Source organism: Bradyrhizobium sp. MV1.5 (genome assembly GCF_055807615.1).
Genome location: NZ_JBVVPL010000010.1, coordinates 83,116 through 100,294, shown reverse-complemented (window position 1 = coordinate 100,294; position 17,179 = coordinate 83,116). Strand labels below are relative to the sequence as shown.

Below are 17,179 nucleotides of genomic sequence, written 5' to 3'. Positions count from 1 at the left end.
CAGTTGTGAAACCGCGCGGCAGAGGTATGCTCCATTTGCCGCGGACTTGGTCGGATCTCGGGGTCGGATCCGCTTCCCTGCCCCCTCAGCCCCTTTTGGTTTAGCCGCGATGCGGGTTGTCGCCGCCGTTCTGTTGCTTGTGTCCGCGCTCCACGCCGGCCTCTGGGGAGTCTTGCGCGACAAGGAACCCGCGCCCGACTTCAAGGGCTTGCTGCCCAGCGTCTCCTACGCCCCGTTCGAGGGCTCGGCTCACCCCGACATCGACAACATTCCGACGGTGGAGAAAATCCGCGCCGACCTGAAGACGCTGTCGACGATGACGCGCGCGATCCGCCTCTATTCGTCCACAGGAGGCGTGGAACTGGTGCCGCCGATCGCGGCCGAATTCGGCCTCAAGGTCACCGTCGGCGCCTGGATCGACAAGGACAAGGATCGCAACGAGCGCGAGATCAAGGCCGCCATCGAGCTCGCCCGCAAGAACAGCAACGTCAACGGCGTCGTCGTCGGCAACGAGGTGATCTACCGCGGCGAGCAGAAGGTCGAAGACCTCATCGAGATGATCAAGAAGGTCAAGGGCTCGGTCCGCGTGCCCGTCACGACCGGCGAGATCTGGAACATCTGGCGCGACAATCCCGACCTCGGCTCCAACGTCGACTTCATCGCCGCCCACGTGCTGCCCTATTGGGAAAACTTCCGGTCGGACCAGGCGGTCGACCAGGCCGTCGACCGCTACAATCTGTTGCGCAACCTGTTCCCCGGCAAGCGCATCGTGATCGCCGAGTTCGGCTGGCCGAGCGCGGGTTACAATTTGCGCAACGCCGACCCCGGTCCGTTCCAGCAGGCCCTGACCTTGCGCAACTTCGTCAGCCGCGCCGATGCCATCGGCATGGAATACAACATCGTCGAGGCCATTGATCAGCCCTGGAAATACTTCGAAGGCGGCGTCGGTCCGTACTGGGGCATCCTCAACGCCAGCCGCGAGCCGAAATTCGCCTGGACCGGCCCGGTGCAAAATCCCGACTATTGGAAGCTGATGGGTGTGGCGCTCCTGGTCGGGATCCTGCTGTCGCTGCCGATTCTGCGGCTGCAGCAGCCGACGGCGAAGCAGGCGTTCCTGCTGTCGGCCACTGCCAATGGCGTCGGCGCCTGGGCCGCCACCGTGTTCGCGTTCTGGAACGGGCACTATTTCATCTTCGGCTCCGCCTTCGCGCTCACGCTCGGCATGATCCTGCTTGTTCCCCTCGTGCTGATCGCGATGGCGCGCATCGACGAGATCGCGGCGGTGGCGTTCGGCCGGCCGCCGCAGCGGCTGCTCACGAAAGGCAAGCCGGTCGAGGACGTGCCCGAGAATTACTTTCCGAAGGTCTCGATCCACATCCCCGCTTATTTCGAGCCCGTCGAGATGCTCAAGCAGACGCTCGATGCGCTGTCGCGGCTGAATTATCCGAATTACGAATGCGTCGTCATCATCAACAACACGCCGGACCCTGCCTTCTGGCAGCCGATCCAGGATCATTGCCGCGCGCTCGGTGAACGCTTCAAGTTCATCAACGCCGAGAAGGTGCAGGGCTTCAAGGCCGGTGCGTTGCGCATCGCGATGGACCGCACCGCCGTCGACGCCGAGATCATCGGCATCCTCGATGCCGACTACGTCGTCGATCCCGACTGGCTGAAGGACCTCGTGCCGGCGTTCGCCGATCCCAGTGTCGGCCTGGTGCAGGCGCCGCAGGAACATCGCGACGGCGACCTGTCGATCATGCACTACATCATGAACGGCGAATATGCCGGCTTCTTCGACATCGGCATGGTCCAGCGCAACGAGACCAACGCCATCATCGTGCACGGCACGATGTGCCTGATCCGCCGCGCCGCGATGGACATGGCCGGCGGCTGGTCGTCCGACACGATCTGCGAGGACTCGGATCTCGGCCTTTCGATTCAGCAGCTCGGCTGGACCACGCATTACACCAACCACCGCTACGGCCAGGGCCTGCTCCCCGACACCTACGAGGCCTTCAAGAAGCAGCGTCACCGCTGGGCCTATGGCGGCCTCCAGATCGTCAAGAAGCACTGGCGGAACTTCCTGCCCGGCCGGAGCCGGCTGACGCCCGACCAGAAGCGCGAATATGGCCTGGGCTGGCTGAACTGGCTGGGTGCCGAGAGCCTCGGCGTGGTCGTGGCGCTGCTCAACCTCGTCTGGGTGCCGATCGTCGCCTTCGCCGACATCGCCATTCCCGACAAGATCCTGACGCTGCCGATCATCGGCGCCTTCATCGTCTCGCTCGTGCACTTCTTGTCGATGTACCGCGCGCGCGTCGCGATCAAACCCGGCCAGATGCTGGGCGCGATGATCGCGGCAATGAGCGTGCAGTGGACGGTGTCGCGCGCGGTGGCGCAGGGACTGATCACCGAGCACATCGCGTTCGCGCGCACCTCCAAGGGCGGCCTGTCCAGGATGTCGATCGAGTTCCAGGCGTTCTGGGAGGCCGTGATCGGCGCTTTGCTCCTGATTGGCGCCGGTGTGCTGGTGGCCTCCAACAGCTATCGCCAGATCACCGAGATCTACATCTTCGCCGGCGTGCTGGTGCTCCAAAGCCTGCCGTTCCTGGCTGCGGTCGCGATCGCCATCCTCGAGCTCAGCCGCATCAACTCGTTCCAGTTCTGGCGCGACAGCGCGATCCGCACCGCCGAGCTGATCGGCCTGCGCCCGGTCGCGCTGCCGACCCCCGCCGGCACGCCGCAGCAAGTGCCGGTGCCCAGCGAGGTGCGGCGGGAAGCGAAGTGACGGGGCTCCAAACGCGGCATCCGGCCCAGGGGCGGATGTCGCGGCTTCTTCGGCGTGGATGACGGCCGCCATTCCGGTTGAAAATCCCGGCTCAAGCATTGGAAACGGCGAGCGAATTCCCGCTGTTGCCTTCAAGTTCGGCACCCACTCCTGCTATTGACCTCCGCGCCCCATCCCCCTACACAGCGCGGGCCGAAAGCATGATCCGGAAACAGCCGGTTTTTCCGCAACGCTTGCGTCGATGTGGCGGCAAAACATGCTTTTCCAAATGACCGAAGACGATGGCGATTTCTTTAGAGCCATCAGCGGCCATGGGAGCGCGTAGCTCAGCCGGTAGAGCACGTGACTTTTAATCACGGGGTCCTGGGTTCGAGCCCCAGCGCGCTCACCAAGCAAATCAGATATTTACGCCAATTGTGACGTCGTTCGCGTCAATCGCGAGATTAGGTCTAGATCTGGTCCAGCAGGCAGAAAGAAATCACTGATCGTCATCCCCTAGATCGGTGCGGACGGCATGTCCGCGACGCTTCGCCTCCTTGAGGAAGTCGATGATCGATTGTGGGAGCGGTCGCTTCTCACCCCGCCTGCGCCGCCGAATTCCTTCGATCTCGTCCTTCCTGATAGCAGCGGCTTCGTGGCTCAGCCCGAAGCTCGTCATGATGTCTTCGATCGATGCGCCCTCAGGCACGAGATGTTCTGGAGCCAAAATTCGGGGAGCCAACCGGCGGGCCTCCGACTCCTGATTGACGATACGCCGGACTGACACCTCTGCGGCCGACTTGACTTGGCTCCGATTGAGCTGCCCCTCGTGCTTGAGCAGATAATGCGAGAGTTCATGCGAGACTGTCATTCGAGCCCTTGCTTCGCCTCGCTGCATAGCGGCGAAGACGCTTTCGCGCATTCTGATCTCTGTGTCGTTCGAGGACCATTGAGCCTCGGCGTCCGGCATTTCCGCGTCACGAGCCCGCCTGTACTTGAAGTTTCTATCGAAGTGTTTGAGCTTGGAGATAATCGTCATCATGTCTGGCCTGACCTGATGCTCCAGGCCAAGCTTGCGCAGGAAACCTCGAGCGGTTGCTTCAAGCTCTTCGTCGGTCTTGTACATCGTTCCCGTCCGCGGTTGGCCTGACACTGCCCCTTGTACGAAGTGGCAGTTCCAGACACAAAATCAAGTGGAACCTCCACCAGATTTATAAGTCAGGTCCATTGACCGTTTCGGACGATCATCTCCTCGGGCGATGCGCTTATCCCTAATACGTAGACCGACGACGCTCGCAATAGTTGTCTCGCCCGTTCTACCCGCTAGTGTGCCGTGGGGGACAGATGATATTCGCAGACAAGCTTGTTCAAACGCCAGGGCGAGAGAAGTCGGGCGAGACTGGCTACGAGAGATACGACTATCAGGCGATCTGGGGGCTCGTTTTAATCTTCGAAAGCCACAGCGAGCTTGATGATTACGCGATCGCGTTTGAATTCCATGACGACATCGTGCGGCTGAACAGCAGCTCGGCGCCTACGCGGGCGCGATTTTATCAGGTCAAGACTAAGATCAAAGGCCACTGGACGCTCTCAGACCTGAGCGCACAGAAGAAGTCAAAGGACGGCACCTCACTTCTTCCGTCCTACATAGGGAAGATGCATGACAACTACGAGCTGTTCCCGGACGAGACTGAGAGGCTGAGTTTTGTTTCCAACCTCCCATGTGAGTTCATGGACGCTTCGGCGACAATTTCCTGCTTCGCTGATTGCAGCGCGGACGCCTTTGCCAACTTTCTAACGAAGTTGAAGCATGAGCGTCCGACAGCAACGGAAGACACCGCGAAGCTTATGCATTTCGTCCGAGCGCACTTGAGTCTTCACGATGCCTCTGCGCACGTGAAAGGGCTGATGCAGGAATTTGTGACGACCCAGCTTGGCATTCTGAGCTATAGCCCCGACACTCTGTACAAGGCCATCATCGAGGACTGTCGTACAAAGTCAAAATTTACCGGCTCAATCCGTAGCTTCGATGACCTAATCAACCACAAGGCGATCACCAAGAGCCATGTGAATGGCTGGCTATCACAAATCGCGAACAACCAAACCGTACCAGAATGGTCCGACTTCTCAAATGATCTTACTTATTCGGCTTTGGAAAAGGCTCTCATCGCCAAAGACTGGAGACGCTACAGGACTCTTGCACTGGGCGCAGGTAACGAAGCAATCAACCGTGTTCGCTGACGCATTCGAACAGAACTGAAAAAGCCGAGTAGCCTCTCACTAGATTTATCACCATTGACTGACAAAGTGATGGGTGCGATCTGGGCCTTCGCGAAAACCACGATTTCTGAGCTGACGCCGAGCCGCGCTAGAGCGATGATCATCTACGAGGTGATGACTTATGACTCGTCAGGAGATGTACAAAAAATTGATCAGAAGCCTCAGAACATGCAGCCATGAAAAACTTGCAATTAAGAAGGTTGCTTCTGCTGTCCGCACGCGAGAAGGCAGCCCAACTAACGACGTTCGACGCGAGCAAGACGGTCGTACTCGGAGAAAATGATACCGGAAAGTCATGCCTGATTAAATCGATCTATGCAGCATTCGGCGCCGACTCTGCAAAGGTCAATCAGACGTGGAAGGAAGCCGCGGTTGATACACTGGTCGAGTTCACCATAGAGGGCATCCCATACAAGCTCTTGCGATCGGGAAGCACGTTTGGGCTTTTTGACGGAGATGGAGCAACGATCTGGGTCGGCAGCAACATTACAAGCGGGATCGGCCCTCAAATTGCAACGCTGTTAGATTTCGGCCTTACGTTAGCTGATCGAAAAGGCGAACTGCAGGTGCCGCCTCCCGCCTATCTATTCCTTCCATTCTATGTCGACCAGGACGTCAGCTGGGTCGAGAATTGGAGTTCTTTTTCAAACCTTCAGATGTTTGCGGGATACCGGAAGGATGTGGCGAATTTTCATGCTGGGCTGCGACCAAACGAGTACTACGAAGCGAAGGCGTTGAAGGCTTCAGCCGACAAAACTAAAGACGAGTTTAAAGTCGAGCGGCGCGCACTTGATCGTGCGAGCGCGCGACTACGAGCAAACCGCAAGCGGCTTCATTTCGATCTGTCTCCTGATCAGTTTATAAATCAGATTGATGCGCTGGTTGCTGAATGCCAGTCATTGCAGTCCGCCCAGGACAAAGTGCAAGGTGCGCTCTCAGACCTAAATTCGAAGAGGGCAATCCTTGTCGAGCAGAGTGTTCTTGCCGAAAACGCTCTCGCCGACCTCGATGCTGACTACGAGTTTCTCCGCCGAGAAACCGAAGATGAGATCATCTGTCCTACGTGCGGAACCATCCACGCGAACGATTTTGCCAATAAATTTGGCTTGATCTCAGATGTCGACACATGCCGCGCGTTCCTAGTCGATATACGCAAGGAAATAGAAGTTGTCGACGCTCAGATTGCTGCGCAGAAAGAGCAACTGGGCGGCTTCTCAGACTCCATCACGCGCATCAACAGCATTCTTGATGAACAGCGCGGCGATCTGAAGCTCCGCGACATCATAGAAGGCGAGAGTGAGAAGATGATGGATGAGGCCGTCGCCTCCGAACAGAAGGAGATTGACTCGCAAATCGGCACCCAAGAGATAAAATCCGACGAGGCAGCGCAAACCATGAAGTCGCTGGATGACAAGAAGCGTCAGGGTGAGATTAAGGGTTTCTATTTGCGGCAGATGAACTCATTCGTTCAGCAGCTTCACGTCCCGAATTTGGCAGAAGACAGTTACAAAGCGATTGACTGCCACATTCGCGAGACAGGCAGCGATTTACCGCGCGGGCTTCTCGCGTACTACTACGCGTTCATCCACACGATGAAGAGATATTCCACCTCAGCGTTCTGTCCGATCGTCATTGACTCGCCCGTGCAGCAGGACCAAGACGTAGCTAACGCGACGCGCATGATCGATTTTTGTCTCAATGAAGTTCCCGAAGGCTCCCAATTGATCCTCGGTACAGTTAGTCTTCACGGCGCGAAATACGATGGGCACGTAATACAGACCGACACGAAGAACAAGCTTCTCAGGACTGCATTGTTCGATGAGGTGAGCGATCTTATGCGGCCCTTCTATGCCAAGCTACTTCAATGAGTCTGGCGGGCTGGCTCCAACAGTACGGCCAGCGCTATGAGCCAACAGAGCAAGGCCTGCGAGCGGCGGAATGACCCTGGCGGATCGCAACGCGCCGCCTACACCAAGGAAACGGCCCCAGGCCAAGGTGGCAGACCCAGGGCTGAGGCCGCTCCCGGCTACCGAACCGATAGCCTCATGCGTCTGAAACGCATGTAGAACCAAGGTTGGCCGATGAGCGTCGTTCCTATTGCCGGCACACTTCATGCGGGCCCAACGTGAATCCTTCGCCCGCTCCGTTCTCTGATGACCAGCCGAGCCAGGCTTTGGCAAATCCGCCGTGGGAACAAATGTCCAGTTTGAGACTTAACGACATACCTTTGGCAGGGTGAGTTCATGAACTATTTCAGCAGCGACAAATTTTCAGGCGCCAAGACCCGAGAGGAACGTCGCTGTAGCTGCGGCGCTCAACCCAAGCTCAAGCACACGATGATGGACGCCATACGCGGGCTCACGGTTCGGGTCTATGAGTGCCAGTGCGGCGACCGCTCTTGGACTGAGGACAAAGAATAAAACTGCCTCAGTGGACGGCCTTTCCGCTATGAACCTACCCTCAGGCGGGAACGGAACGATCCCCGTGGCAGCGCAATTGCTCCTCTTTAGTAGGAGTTGCGTCATGCGTCATGCGCCGTCGATTGTGCCGCTGGATCGGCTCGACCGTGAGATTTACCTGGTGCTGGAAGACTTCGGCGCGCGCGCCGGCTGCTCCTGGCGCGAGACCGACGAGCAGGACACCGACGTCGAGACCGTCATCCGCGACCTGCTCTCCGGGCAGTACGCGTATCCCGTCCGTATTGTCGCCTTCAACGCGATCGAGGGCTGGTCTCGCGATGCCACCAGCGAGATCGCAGATGAGCTTGCCGAGCGTGTCACGAGTAGCGAGATCACGCCGGCCTTGCAGGCCTTCATCCAAGCCAATGCTTCCCGACCATTTGCTGTACAACTGGCGCTCCCTCTACGGGGCGCCGCCTGACGTCAAATCTGTGATCGACATCTTGCGTGGGGACTGCGGTGACAGTGCACCGAACAGGCACAGTTATCGAAGTTCGCGCTTCCCTTTCGCCCGATTTTTTGGTACCAAATAAAATGAAACCAGCAAAAAAGATTCGTGCCAAAAGACATCGCGGCCGCCCCGCGACTGGTCAGGGCGTCCAGATCGGCACGCGCTGGCCGGAGGCGACTGTCGTTCAGATCGACGCATGGGCGTCGCGGCAGGAAGACACTCCGGCTCGCTCTGAATCCATCCGTCGGCTGGTCGATATTGGCTTGGGCAAACCCGCCCCCGCCCTCGCGGTCACGTCTGCCGCCAAGGCCTCGTCCGAGCGGGCTCGGGAAATGGCGGGTAACGCGATCGACAAGCTCAAAGACAACAAAGCGAGCCCGGATGATCAGGCCAGCCGCAAGCGGCGGCTCGTCAAGGGGCCCGAGGAATTCCAGAACGTTCGACGCGACCGGCCAAATCGAAAATGAATTGACCGGCCACCGCTTGGTCCATCTCGGCCTGAAGGCAAAAAGCAAATGATCAAACCCAAACGTTCGGCCGAGCAACAAGTCGCGGACGAAGCCAATCGAAAGACCCTCAATCCGATAGGATCGAGACAGACAATCGCGGACAGTCAAGCCACTCCGGAGTTTCAGGAAAACCTCAAACGCCTGAAGTCCGAGCGGCTGGAGCGTGAGGCTAGACTGAATCCGAAGCGCAAGGTCTGATTTGAGCTTACGCCCCTTCGCCTCGCCTGGTTGTGCCGGTCGGGCGAACGGGCCGCGTCGGATGGAGGGTGCAGAAGGTCATGGCAATGTTGAACCGACGGTGGATGATCTTCCTGCTGGTTTCCGTGGTGATTACTTGCTCGATCTTCGCGGGCGCCCGGTACTATCTAAGCAAATGCCATGGCATGGATGCGTGCGCGGCCGCCGAAGCCGAGAGCCATGAGCGAGACAAGCCAACCGAGCCACAATAGTTTTCGGATAAAAAGCCCGCTGCGGAGGCGGCAGCAATAGCAAAGAGCCGTCGGTTTCCAACGCCGTGTAAGTTAAAGGTGATCGAGCGTGCCGAGCGAGGCGAAGTCGCTCTGCCTGTGCCCCGCAAGCTCGGGGTGCCGATCGTGCGGAACGGTAGCCAGCGCAGGCACGGGCTTCGCAAGTGGCGTCCTGCGGCCTACTCGACTAGTCCAGAGGCCGCGGCGTACGCAATCACCGCGCAGCCGTCGCGTTACGACTTCCTGTCATTGGCCTGGTCTAGTCGGCGCGCTGTACGCTAGACGTACCCGCGGGCCCCGCTACGATGCTCTCCTTCTGGTACAGGCGCGCGATGCAGTCGTTCGGGAGCCGGCCGGGGTTGTCGGTCACATCGCTGTTCATCAACGTCGTCGGGTGAACCGTGTGCTGCGCAACCACCAGCCTTTGCTCTGGAGACAGGGTCAGGCGCGCATGACGTTCCATGCTCTCGAGCCAGAACACGCTGAAGTCGTCCCGCTCCGACCGAATCTGCATGCCGACTTTGCTGTAGTGCAACGCTACTGCCAGGCTGGCGCCGAATATCAGGGGCAAGGCAATACCCATGACTGATGAAGGCAAGGGCAACGCCGTGACGAGCTTGCAAATTCGGTCGCGATAGGCTCGCGCGAAAAGCGCGGCGCTCATCGTCAGGCCGAACAGCACAAAGACCAGCACCTCATTTTGCGCCCTCTCCACTAGCCGGTTCCCCGTCGCATATTGGTGCACAAAATATCCAAAATACGCGCCGCCCAGACTAATGAGCGCGACTCCTGCGGCTAAAAACTTTCTGTTTCTCGAACTCACGCAATTCGGCTGTGGCAATACGGTGGTGACCAACAAAACGAACAGAAGCCACGTCCCCGTCGCGGGCTCTCTGAACAGGCGCCCCAGGCCAATCAAGCCGAAAAGAAACGCCTCCTTCAGCGAATTCAAGAAATCACCCGCCAGCGGAAACTGACTCATGCGCACGGAATTGCCAGGCGCCGACAACACGACGGCGAGACCGGCGACGGTCGCAAGACCAATCCACAAATGCGCGTCGAGCTGAAGGCGTTGGTCAAACACCCAGCGAGCCAACAGCGAGCAGGAGACGGCACCTATTAGCCAAACCGCCGTGAACTCATTGCACATAGCCGCGGCTAAACCACCGAATGCCATCAGTGCGGTCGATGCGCGCGAGAAACGCACTCCATTTTCCGTCGCGTTTATGAGCTCAGCAAACACCAAGACGATGATCGCCGCAGGAACGATGTAACAGGCGACACCTGGTAACCAATAGAACATGTCATGCAGGCTCGGAGCCTCGCTCGCGAGCACAGCGACGAAGGCCAGCCCGAGCGCAGTCTGCTGCAAGAGAGTTGTGTTCGGCTGGATTCGTCGCGCAAGGAATATCATTGCCGCAACAAACGCGATCATGAACGCAACCATGATCACGACGTAGCAAATGAAAAGGTCTATGCCAGTTGAGGTGCGGAGGACGGCAGGAAGCTGCATCAGCAGCAACGGCGTGATGCGCCCTATGGCCGAGTTGTAGAATACCGATACCGATCCCACCATCCCGTGATGATTGTTCGCATCAAAGAAACAAAAATCATCGGATTCGGGGATCGCGTAGAGTGCCAGTCCCAGCAGCTTCAGGATGAACACGGCCGACACAACAACGACCATAGTCCATGCAGCGAGATTTATTGTACGCGCCCCTCGAGCATCGGTGCGTGTAAGATTGATCTTGGACTGCATGCAATATTCTTCAATCCGAAGCGTGCTGACTAGTTGTTGCTCAATGTGGCGTCAACCGACGATCGGAGCCTCTTGCGCGCAGGTTCGAACGAAGGCGATTCCGTCAATCCAAGCAAGGATCAGGTGATCCTATAGGCCGGCGAGGCTCAATCCCAGATGACATGTGGCAGAAAGAGCAAAGAACCGTCGGTTTCCGACGTCGCGCAAGTTGAAGGCGAGCAAGCGTGCCGAGGGAAGCGAAGGCTTTCTGCCTGGGGCCCGCCAACTCCGGATGCCTCGCAAGATCCTGCAGAGTGGATCAGGCGCGGAAGCCCCGCGGGCCGCTGATCGTAGCGCTCGACGACCACGGCGAAGCAGACCACCGGTGACCGGACGAAGCCAAACACCCGCACCACCGCTGCGGATGAACTCGCCGGCGAGTTCGCGAATAAGAGTCAGGAGACCGCGACGACGGACTACACCACGCCGCCGAAGTCGATGCCTTCCTTGGCAAGCGCCTCGGCTTCCTCGGGGGACGTTGTCGGCTTCGTGTCGAGGTAAGGTAGCTCGGTCGCTGGCAGAATCGTGCGGATGTTCTGGCCGTCTGTCCGCGTGATGCGAGCAACCCAGCGCTTGGGCCCGTGCTCAAATCGTTCGATATGGTACTGCTTGTACGTAATCATGACTTCCGGACGCAACTGACGCTGACACAGGCTTTGTTGTATCCAACCTAGCACCGCCGTCCAACGTTTTCTTAAAGCTAGGTTAAGGCTCGCGCGTGGACCGGCGGATTCAGGCAAAAAAGCGGCCTCAGGGACGACCGGAGGCCGAAGACACCTTCCCGCGCCGGACCGATACGCCACAAGCCCTGGCGCCCTGGAGAACGAGCTACGTGCGCCGCTATTCCTCCGTCGCCTTTTCGGTGGTCTGCGCCTTCGCTTCGTTAGCCGAGTTCCTGGCGGACACCATGGCTCGTCATCCTCGAACCGTTGGAGTAAACAACAACCCGAAGTGAATGGTGGATGAATGCCCAATTCAGCGACCATTACTCGTCATAGCCATATGGTCGATCGGGGAGTGACGCGGAGGACATAGAAATGCTTGCAGCTATCGCCGGTGCGGCCCTCGCTCTCCAGGTGGGCATGGCCGCTCCCCAGCCGGGCCCGGTCCAACAGGTCCAGTTTCGCGGCAGCCCGGACGGCGGCTGTCCGCACGGATATGACTTCAACTACTCCAACGGCCGCTGCTATCCCAACGCGTACAAGGCGCCCGGCGTCTACGCAAGACCCATCCCCGACGATCCGCCGCGGGGCTATGGCTACTATCGACCTCACAGATATGGCGATCCCAGGTACGCGCCGGGCTATTACCCGCGCTACTAGCGTCGCGTCATTGGTTCCCGGATGCACGGGCCGATATCAGCGGCCCGTCAACGCGAGCCCGCCTTGCCTTCAGCTTTCCGGAGCTGACACCGTAGCCGGCGTGCTCAGCGGAGCTCCTCCAACCGAAACGGGCCCGACCGATTTCGACTGCCGGGCGATCCGCTTGCGGATCGCGGCGGATAGTCCATAGCGCGCATGCGCTCTTCGAACGGAGGACGTGACGTCCGACATCATGGCGTTTTGCAGCGAGTCGATCTTCGCGATCAGCGTGGACAGCTGCGAGGACACCTTCTTCACATCGACCCGTTCGTCCGTGATGCTCTGCCGCAGCGAAAGCAGCACCATCGAATCCCCCTGCAGCAGAGCCGCGTTTTGCTGCAAAGCCTGATTGCTCTCCTGCAGCGAAGCCGTGTGTTGCTGCTGGGTCGACTGAATATCCTTCAAGGCAGCGACAACCGGATCCGGCTTTGGCGCTGACGCCTCTTGCCGCGGTAGCAGATCAGCCAAGCTGCTCAGATTCACCGATGGCAAGCCGGAGGGCCATGTGTAGATCGCCGCCGCGCCGTTGATGGCCAGGGCACACACCGACAGCGCCATGACCGATGTCCGGCTGGACCGCTTGACCGGTTCTGGAGCGTCCAAGCTTGCGGGTTCGTCGGCGGCGATGGCCGCAGCCAGTGCTGCAGGGTCGAGCTGTTCGACGAGGCCTTGCGTTTCGAAAGTCGCGGTCATGGCATTGACCCCAAATGAGCGAGCAACGGGAAGCCGTCGCCGGAACGTCCTCGCGACAGCTCCCTTACGCAGCACCCATCTACAACTGTCTAAAATTGTGGGCTTTTCAGCTTAATTCCACGTTAGCGGCCGCGGCCTGCTGCAGACCCCGCCACCCCGGCCGACTACGGGGTCGTGCGACAGACATGACTCGCAGCCCGGTGCGAGAGCTCCCCCCGATCCCGGGAAGCCGCCTCGGTCCGAAACGGATTTTCCGAAGTTGGCAACTTACCCCTGTTTTGCCCGACGAGTCAACCGGCGTCTCCGCCGGATGCAAGACCGCTTTGTGCCAAAAAGAAAGCGTTGCGCCAGCAGGACTTAGCTACTGTGCATGGGGTTGTTTTCGCGATTTTGGCCACCGCCTGCTCTTGCGCCGGGCCCTGACCCAAAAGCCGCGAGACAACCCGCTCAAAAAGTGTAGGATTCGACAAAACAGGGAGGAGCGGCATGTTTGAAATCAGCGGTTTCGACACGGCAGGAATCGTCAGCCTCAAGCGGCTGTCACTCACCGCCGCCCTCAAGAAGGCCAAGGAGCTCATCGCCGACGGGTGCTGGGGCGTTCAGGTGATCGGTCCAGGGGGCCAGGTCTACACCTCGTTCGAGGAGCAAGCCGCGTAGCCGCCCGCCTTCGGTATTATTCGGAAACCACCCGCCCATCCGATCGCGCGTCGCGCGCTCTCGCCGTTGCGGTGATCGACGTGAAAACCCCAGCGCCTGGTGGAGCGCCGGGGCGTTTCCAAAATATCAATTGGTCAAGCAATGAGGTCTTCGTAGCAGCGATCTCGACCATCGCTTGTGAACTGGTTCACACAGACTTCGATCTTTCCACGCCTTGACGAGGCTCAACTGCCGCGCGCCGTGCCGTTGCCAATCAACTCGTTTGGGAGCACGCTCTCTCCAGGCGCGCAGACGCCGCTCAGGGAGAAAGCCATGAAGGAAACGGGCCTGGATCATCGCCACCGCGACAAGGATGGCGCGATCAGCAAGAAGCACGGCAACACGCTGGTCGGTACGTTGCGCAAGATCTACGGCAAGGGTTTTGCCGCCGGTTATCCGGATACGACTGAACTCAGCGAGGTCTTGCATCAGTTGAACGAGACATCGCTGAGCCAGTTGCGGCGCGATCACGACACCGGGCATCTCGGCCACAAGATCGACCACGTCCCGAAGTGACGGCCTCCCCTCGTCCCAACTTCAGGTAGTTGAAATCAACTCGACCAGATGCCTTCGCCCCTGCGCGGACAGGCTGCGCTGCCGGGTGTCTCGGCGAACTTGCCGTTTGAGCTCTCGCCGCCCGAGCGCTAGGATAAGCCTTTTACGGAGGCTCATTTGAAACAGTTCATTATCATCACCGCCATTGCGCTCGCCGTGACAGCTCCCGCCCGCTCGCAGGCGCTCGTCGATCCCAACAAGGTTGCTCCCGAATATCGCGAGGCGGCCGAGAAGCGGCGGGCCGAGCAGATGCGGCAGCGCGAATGCGCGCTGAAGGCGGATCTCGAGAAGGTGCTGCCCAGGGATCGCACCGTCTATCTCAACCATTGCCTGGACACGATAGCGGCCAAGCAATAGGCGGCTGATCGAGCGGCTTGAAGTCCCGGACGCGTTCAAGCTTTCTTCAGACATTTGGGATCACCTGACGATGCATTTCCATCAGTCATCGTCGATCGACCGCGCATGAGTTTCGTCCAGATTCAGTGCACGCGCTGCAAGACCGTGTTCCGCGACCGCGCGGGACGGTTGCAGGACGGCTATTCCAGGCAATGTCCGAGCTGCGAGGTGGTGCTGTTCTTCGCGGAGGATTCGCCAAACCCTCAGGTCAAGCAGGCCATGAAGCGCGCGCGCAAGGCTCGCAAGGAGCAGCGCGAAACCGAAATGGCCAGGGTGTCCGCGCCGCAAACGCGCGCCAATTCTTCGCGGGCCCACACCGGACGGATACAGCACTCGTCGGAGGACGAGGAGGCCTAGCTCACCCGCGCTTCCGCGGAAACAGGCGGTCGCGGATATAGCGCGAGGTCGGCGTCAGGCGGATGCCGCGCGGCTTCTGCCAGACGGCGCGGTCGATCTCGTTCTTGTCCCCGATCGCGAGCCTGCCCTTGGCGCCCTTGGCGATGAAGATCGCGTCGCTCATCTTGCGGCCGGAGCGCTTGTTCCTGGTCGTCACTTCCTTCCAAAGGCTGATCCGGCCGAGCTTCAGCTTGGGCAGCTCTTCCTTGATTTCCCGCCGCAGGCAGTCCTTGTCGGACTCGCGCGCGCGCTTGCGGCCGCCCGGGAACATCCACAGGCCGTCCGACCGGCGTCTGACCAACAATACCTTGCCGCGCTTGGCGGCAACCAGCTTGGAAGACTTCGCCATGTCCGCCGTAATCGAAAATAGAATCGAGCCCATGGTAACTTGTCTAGTCGGATAGACAAGTTCGGGATGGATCTTGATCACATGGGCAAGGCCGTCAGTTCTGATCGAACCCGGCAGGCCGATCCCGCCGCTCGAGGGGGCCAGATCAGCCCTCGCCCGCCGCTGTGCCCGCCCTTGCCCCCGCCTCTGCCCGGTCCTCCGTCCTGATCCAGGCCATCATCATTTCCCAGGCCACCGACAGGATGATCGGGCCGATGAACAGGCCGACGATGCCGTGGGCGAGCGTGCCGCCGATCACGCCAACGAAGATGACGATGGTCGGCGTGGTCAGGCCGCGTCCCATCACCAGCGGCTTCAACATGGTGTCGAGGAAGCCGACGACGACGAGAAATACGGTGAGCAGCAGCGCTGTGGTGACGTCCTTGGCAGTCCATATCCAGATGATTACCGGCAGCAGCACCAGGAAGGCGCCGATCTGCACGATCGAGAGCAGCAGCACGATGAAGGCGAGCAGGCCTGCGCTCGGCACCGCGGCAAGCTTGAAGCCGATGCCGGCGAGCAGTGCCTGCACGATCGCGACACCGATCACGCCTTGCGCCACGGCGCGGATGGTCGCGCCCGCGAGCCCCAGGAAATGCTCGCTCTGTTCGGGCACGATGCGAAACAGGAAGCCGCGGCCGGCCGCAACCAGCCTCGGTCCGTGCGGAAACAGGAAGCCGGCCACGAACACCGAGACCAGAAACTGGAGCGTGCCGACGCCGGCGTCGCCCGCGAGCGACAAGAGCGGTCCCGCCAGCGGCTGGAGATAAGGCGCCACCTCCCGCAGCACTGCGCGGATGTTGTTGTAGGCCTGCTCCCAGAGGTCGAATAGCCAGGGGCCGACGAGCGGCCACGACTTGAGCTGCTCCGGCGCCGACTGAAGCGCGAGGTCGCCGGTGCCGAGCTGGTGCGCCAGTTCGCGCACGCCGTCCACTGCGCTGATGCCGAGCCAGGTCGCAGGACCGATGACGATGCCGAGCGTGATGAGGGTCAGGATTGCCGCTGCGGTCTTGGGCCGGCCGCCAAGGATCTTGGCGACCCAGCTGAAGGCCGGGTAGAACGCGACAGCGAGCACGCCGCTCCAGGCAAGGATCGGCACGAAGGGGCGGATGATCAGGAAGGTCCAGATGATCAGCAGGCCGAGAAGGCCGACGCGGATCACGAGCTGGATGATGTCCTCGCCCGTCAGGAGCTGACGCAGACTTTTCACGGGCACGGCTTTCCTTGCGGCATTGACGCGGGTTCCGGCACTTGCGCGGCCCAGCGTTATTGCCAGCCGGGCCCCCGGCGTCAAGACGACGGGGGCCGGCCCGAGCCGGCGATTAGGAACGCATCGGGCCATTCTGCATTCCGAGACGATGGCACGCCGTCCCAGAGAGCCCGTCACACACGCAGGCATTCACCGCGGCATCCACTTTTCGCTGAAGCCAAACGCCGCACCCGGCTATTGGCGCTACGCCTATGCGCTCGGCGACAGGGCCCGCTCCGGGCGCGTGCAAGGCAGGCTGCCGTTGCTCGCCATCAGGCGCGTGCAGATGCGCATCGACCGGGACATGCGGAGCATTAACGACGATTAACCGGATTTCGGCCGACCGGTTTACGCCGTTGCAAAGGCGTGCACCTACGCTTCCATCCAGGTCCCCCAAATCACTTCGGTGCAATGGCCAATACCATCTGGACGATCGAAGAATTCACCTGCGCGGGTTGCAGCATGAACTACACCGCGACGAGAGAGGAGCACGCCGAAGCGCATTCCGGCAGCTTCAAGTGCAGCATCTGCAGCGGCGTTGTGCACACATGGTCTGGCAAGCACCATTTCTTCGGCTGGGAAGCGGTGAAGACCAAGCCACCCGTGTTCGGCAGGCGCTGGGCCGGGGCCGGTTGGTAGGCTGCTTCCAGCGGACCCAGACCAGCTACTCCCGTCAATGCTGCCTGCCCGAACTGCGGCTTCTTCTCCTCTGCGGCA

The 17,179-nt window shown here is 60.1% G+C and carries 20 protein-coding genes and 1 tRNA gene; 15 read left to right on the top strand and 6 right to left on the bottom strand.

What is annotated here, in order from left to right:
• Positions 1 to 109 precede the first annotated feature (109 nt).
• Positions 110 to 2,785 (top strand): glycosyltransferase, encoded by a 2,676-nt coding sequence (locus tag AC0L2J_RS12620; protein ID WP_473248995.1) that lies wholly within the window; start codon positions 110 to 112, stop codon positions 2,783 to 2,785.
• A 315-nt stretch (positions 2,786 to 3,100) separates the two neighbouring features.
• Positions 3,101 to 3,176 (top strand) — tRNA-Lys (locus AC0L2J_RS12615).
• Between the two features lie 87 nt (positions 3,177 to 3,263).
• On the opposite strand, the gene AC0L2J_RS12610 is transcribed toward AC0L2J_RS12615, so the two are convergent.
• Entirely contained in the window at positions 3,264 to 3,890 is a 627-nt protein-coding gene (locus AC0L2J_RS12610) for an ImmA/IrrE family metallo-endopeptidase (protein WP_473390109.1), read from the bottom strand.
• Positions 3,891 to 4,108: 218 nt separating this feature from the next.
• Here AC0L2J_RS12610 and AC0L2J_RS12605 point away from each other — a divergent pair, with 218 nt between their 5' ends.
• The 6 genes from AC0L2J_RS12605 to AC0L2J_RS12580 all read left to right on the top strand — a co-directional run bounded on the left by AC0L2J_RS12605 (position 4,109) and on the right by AC0L2J_RS12580 (position 8,661).
• Entirely contained in the window at positions 4,109 to 5,005 is an 897-nt protein-coding gene (locus AC0L2J_RS12605) for a dsDNA nuclease domain-containing protein (RefSeq protein WP_473390106.1), read from the top strand.
• A gap of 54 nt (positions 5,006 to 5,059) precedes the next feature.
• Positions 5,060 to 5,224: a hypothetical protein gene (locus AC0L2J_RS12600; RefSeq protein ID WP_473390103.1), complete on the top strand. Its 165-nt coding sequence runs from the start codon at positions 5,060 to 5,062 to the stop codon at positions 5,222 to 5,224.
• Entirely contained in the window at positions 5,221 to 6,912 is a 1,692-nt protein-coding gene (locus AC0L2J_RS12595; RefSeq protein ID WP_473390101.1) for a hypothetical protein, read from the top strand. Before AC0L2J_RS12600 ends, AC0L2J_RS12595 begins: the two co-directional genes overlap by 4 nt.
• Positions 6,913 to 7,567: 655 nt before the next feature.
• Positions 7,568 to 7,924 (top strand): hypothetical protein, encoded by a 357-nt coding sequence (locus AC0L2J_RS12590; protein ID WP_473390098.1) that lies wholly within the window; start codon positions 7,568 to 7,570, stop codon positions 7,922 to 7,924.
• 113 nt (positions 7,925 to 8,037) lie between these two features.
• Positions 8,038 to 8,421 carry a hypothetical protein gene (locus AC0L2J_RS12585; protein WP_473248993.1) on the top strand — a complete coding sequence of 128 codons (384 nt, stop codon included), beginning with the start codon at positions 8,038 to 8,040 and terminating at the stop codon, positions 8,419 to 8,421.
• A 48-nt stretch (positions 8,422 to 8,469) separates the two neighbouring features.
• A complete protein-coding gene (locus tag AC0L2J_RS12580) occupies positions 8,470 to 8,661 on the top strand; it encodes a hypothetical protein (protein WP_084777559.1) in 192 nt (63 codons plus the stop codon).
• Positions 8,662 to 9,189: 528 nt separating this feature from the next.
• On the opposite strand, the gene AC0L2J_RS12575 is transcribed toward AC0L2J_RS12580, so the two are convergent.
• Both AC0L2J_RS12575 and AC0L2J_RS12570 read right to left on the bottom strand, forming a co-directional pair.
• A complete protein-coding gene (locus AC0L2J_RS12575) occupies positions 9,190 to 10,689 on the bottom strand; it encodes a DUF6056 family protein (protein WP_473390094.1) in 1,500 nt (499 codons plus the stop codon).
• A 455-nt stretch (positions 10,690 to 11,144) separates the two neighbouring features.
• Positions 11,145 to 11,351 (bottom strand): hypothetical protein, encoded by a 207-nt coding sequence (locus AC0L2J_RS12570; RefSeq protein WP_007610586.1) that lies wholly within the window; start codon positions 11,349 to 11,351, stop codon positions 11,145 to 11,147.
• A gap of 414 nt (positions 11,352 to 11,765) precedes the next feature.
• On the opposite strand from AC0L2J_RS12570, the gene AC0L2J_RS12565 reads away from it, so the two are divergent.
• Entirely contained in the window at positions 11,766 to 12,050 is a 285-nt protein-coding gene (locus tag AC0L2J_RS12565) for a hypothetical protein (RefSeq protein WP_473248991.1), read from the top strand.
• Positions 12,051 to 12,119: 69 nt separating this feature from the next.
• Here AC0L2J_RS12565 and AC0L2J_RS12560 read toward each other — a convergent pair whose 3' ends face one another.
• On the bottom strand, positions 12,120 to 12,782 hold the full coding sequence (locus AC0L2J_RS12560; protein WP_473390090.1) for a hypothetical protein: 663 nt from the start codon (positions 12,780 to 12,782) through the stop codon (positions 12,120 to 12,122).
• A gap of 486 nt (positions 12,783 to 13,268) precedes the next feature.
• On the opposite strand from AC0L2J_RS12560, the gene AC0L2J_RS12555 reads away from it, so the two are divergent.
• The 4 genes from AC0L2J_RS12555 (at position 13,269) to AC0L2J_RS12540 (ending at position 14,786) form a co-directional block, all read left to right on the top strand.
• On the top strand, positions 13,269 to 13,439 hold the full coding sequence (locus AC0L2J_RS12555; protein WP_007590796.1) for a hypothetical protein: 171 nt from the start codon (positions 13,269 to 13,271) through the stop codon (positions 13,437 to 13,439).
• A 312-nt stretch (positions 13,440 to 13,751) separates the two neighbouring features.
• Positions 13,752 to 13,994 (top strand): hypothetical protein, encoded by a 243-nt coding sequence (locus tag AC0L2J_RS12550; protein ID WP_007610592.1) that lies wholly within the window; start codon positions 13,752 to 13,754, stop codon positions 13,992 to 13,994.
• Between the two features lie 156 nt (positions 13,995 to 14,150).
• Positions 14,151 to 14,390, top strand: a complete 240-nt coding sequence (locus AC0L2J_RS12545) for a hypothetical protein (RefSeq protein WP_473248989.1) — start codon at positions 14,151 to 14,153, stop codon at positions 14,388 to 14,390.
• Positions 14,391 to 14,495: 105 nt separating this feature from the next.
• A complete protein-coding gene (locus AC0L2J_RS12540; RefSeq protein ID WP_007610595.1) occupies positions 14,496 to 14,786 on the top strand; it encodes a Zn-ribbon containing protein in 291 nt (96 codons plus the stop codon).
• Position 14,787: 1 nt separating this feature from the next.
• Here AC0L2J_RS12540 and AC0L2J_RS12535 read toward each other — a convergent pair whose 3' ends face one another.
• Together AC0L2J_RS12535 and AC0L2J_RS12530 are read right to left on the bottom strand one after the other, a co-directional pair.
• On the bottom strand, positions 14,788 to 15,174 hold the full coding sequence (locus AC0L2J_RS12535) for an NUDIX hydrolase (RefSeq protein ID WP_179950106.1): 387 nt from the start codon (positions 15,172 to 15,174) through the stop codon (positions 14,788 to 14,790).
• A gap of 145 nt (positions 15,175 to 15,319) precedes the next feature.
• Positions 15,320 to 16,423: an AI-2E family transporter gene (locus AC0L2J_RS12530; protein WP_473390086.1), complete on the bottom strand. Its 1,104-nt coding sequence runs from the start codon at positions 16,421 to 16,423 to the stop codon at positions 15,320 to 15,322.
• 148 nt (positions 16,424 to 16,571) lie between these two features.
• Between AC0L2J_RS12530 and AC0L2J_RS12525 the strand changes: the two genes are divergently transcribed.
• Positions 16,572 to 16,790: a hypothetical protein gene (locus AC0L2J_RS12525; protein ID WP_063996259.1), complete on the top strand. Its 219-nt coding sequence runs from the start codon at positions 16,572 to 16,574 to the stop codon at positions 16,788 to 16,790.
• A gap of 83 nt (positions 16,791 to 16,873) precedes the next feature.
• Entirely contained in the window at positions 16,874 to 17,101 is a 228-nt protein-coding gene (locus AC0L2J_RS12520; protein ID WP_007610605.1) for a hypothetical protein, read from the top strand.
• The last annotated feature ends 78 nt before the right edge of the window (positions 17,102 to 17,179 follow it).